Source organism: Cellulomonas citrea (assembly GCF_009829685.1).
Taxonomy (GTDB): domain Bacteria; phylum Actinomycetota; class Actinomycetes; order Actinomycetales; family Cellulomonadaceae; genus Cellulomonas; species Cellulomonas citrea.
Map to the genome: position 1 here is coordinate 1 of NZ_VWSD01000245.1, position 2,576 is coordinate 2,576.

General features: G+C 75.4%; 1 protein-coding gene. It reads left to right on the forward strand.

Annotation, left to right across the window (positions count from 1 at the left end; translation table 11 throughout):
• Nucleotides 1–2,561 (forward strand): GH36-type glycosyl hydrolase domain-containing protein (locus tag F2B26_RS15685; RefSeq protein WP_159810942.1); only part of this gene is annotated, 2,561 nt, incomplete at its 5' end.
• Nucleotides 2,562–2,576: the final 15 nt, after the last annotated feature.

Sequence of the window (2,576 nt, forward strand, 5' to 3'; positions counted from 1 at the left end):
CGACCACCACCGCGACCCCGGCCGTCGTCGGCGCCGAGCCGCCCGCCCGCTCGCTGCTGCTGCAGGCCCCGCTGCTCGTCGGCGACCCGCTGCCGGACGACGCGCTCGTCGCGCTCGGCGACGGCCGCGTGCTGCACCCCGAGCGCGACCGCGCCGGTGCCCTGCTGTCCTTCTTCGACGGTGCGGCCACCCATGTGGTGTCCCGGGCCAAGGAGGCCTCCGTCGCCCGTTCGCACGGCCATGTCCTCAAGGCCGGCGACGACGTGACCGCGACCGACGGTGTGCTGTCCGCCACGGTGTACGCCGCCGGGGTGTTCGCCTCGCACGTCGTCGTGGGCAACACGACGGCCAACCGGTTCCTGTCGGTGCAGCGCCACCAGCTCAACCTGCTGCACCAGGCCGGGCTGCGCGTGCTGGTGCGGGGTGCCGCCGGCTGGCAGCTGCTCGGCGTCCCGTCCGCCCTGGTCATGGACCTGGGCGGGGTGCGCTGGGTGTACCGCACCGGCGACCTCGCGGTGGACGTGACCACGACGGCCCGCGCGCACGACCGCGCGATCGAGGTGCGGGTGCGCACCGACCGGCCGGTCGACGTGCTCGTGACGGCCGATGTCGAGCTCGCCGGCTCCTGGTCCGCCGCGCCCACGGCCGACGGGCACGCCGTCGTCGTCACCGCGTCCCCGGGGACCGATGCGGCGGCGCACTGCCCCGACCTCACCTACGTGCTGGCCAGCCCCGACGGCGTGGTCGGTGACGACGGCCCGCTGCTCGGCGGCGACGGCCCGCACGGCACCGGTGTGCTCACCGTCTCCGCCCCCGGCACCGCAGACGTGCGGGTGGTGCTCACCGGTGCGCTCGACGGCGTCGAGGCGGCATGGGCGGCCGCCGCACCGCTGCTGGCCGCACCGCTCGACGTGCCGGCCGAGCTGGCCGGGCACCGCGCGACGGTGGCCGCGCTCACCCGGCACCTGCACGTGGTTGGCGACGGCCGCCTCGCCGAGCTCAACGCGCTCGTGCCGTGGTTCGCGCAGAACGCGCTCGTGCACTTCCTCGTGCCGCACGGGCTCGAGCAGTACTCGGGCGCGGCCTGGGGTACGCGCGACGTGTGCCAGGGACCGTTCGAGCTGGCGCTCGCGTTCGACCACCCGGGCACCGCGCGCGACATCCTGCTGCGGGTCCTCGCGCACCAGAACCCGGACGGCACGCTGCCGCAGTGGTTCATGTTCGACGCCTACCGCGAGCGCTACCAGGACGAGGCGCACGGCGACGTCGTCGTGTGGCCGCTGCGCGCGCTCGTGGAGTACCTGGCCGCGACGGGTGACCTCGCGGTGCTCGCCGAGCAGGTGCCGTTCTGGGACGACGTGCACCGCCGGCCCGGCACCGTGCCGGTGAGCGTGGCCGACCACCTGCGCGCCACGATGGCGTACGTCCGCTCGCACCGGGCGCCCGGCACCGCGCTGCTCTCCTACGGCGAGGGCGACTGGGACGACACCCTGCAGCCGGCCCAGGCCTCGATGCGCGAGGAGATGGCCTCGTCCTGGACGGTGGCCCTGCTCTACCAGACCGCCCACGACGGCGCCCGGCTGCTGGCCGGCACCGCGTACGACGACCTGGCCACCGAGCTCGCGGCCGAGGCAGCGGGCATCGCGCAGGAGTTCGACGACCGGCTCGTCGTCGACGGGGTGCTCGCCGGGTACGTGGTGTTCGCACCGGAGGGCGCCTGGCCGGTGATCCACCCCACCGACCGGCGCACCGGGCTGCACTACCGGCTCATCCCGATGACCAGGTCGATCATCGCCGGGCTGTTCACCCCCGAGCAGGCCGCGGCGCACGAGGCGCTGGTCACCGAGCACCTGCACTACCCGGACGGGGTGCGGCTCATGGACCGGCCGGCGCCCTACGCCGACGGCGTCACCCGATTCTTCCGGCGCGGTGAGCAGGCCGCGAACATCGGGCGCGAGATCGGGCTCATGTACACCCATGCGCACATCAGGTACGTCGAGGCGCTCGCCGCGCTGGGCCGTCCGAGCGTGGTGACCGAGCTGCTGCGGATCAGCCCGGTGGGCCAGCACGCCCGGCTGGCCACGAGCGAGCCGCGGCAGCGCAACTGCTACTTCTCCTCCTCCGACGCCGACTTCCCGGACCGCTTCACCGCCGCCGCGCAGTGGGACCGGCTGCGCGAGGGTGCGGCCGACCCGGTCGGGGTGCGCGGCGGCTGGCGGGTCTACTCCTCCGGCCCGGGGATCTACCTGCGCCAGGTGGTGCAGGGCGCGCTCGGGCTGGTGGTGCGCCCGGGCGCGGTGCTCGTGGACCCTGTGCTCGCCGTGCAGGACGACGGGACGACGGTCGAGATCGAGCTCGCGGGCCGGCGGCGCACGGTGCGGTACCACGTGAGCGCCGGGGACGGCGACGTCGTCGTGCTCGGTGACGGGCGGCCGCTGCCGGGCAGCCGCCGGACGCTGCCCTACCGGGCCGGTGGGCTGCTGGTCGCGGACGCCGACCTGGCGGGGGTCGACGTGCTCGACGTCTTCGTCGGCGCGGACCGCAGCACGCTGCCGCGCTGACCGGTGCGGTGGCCG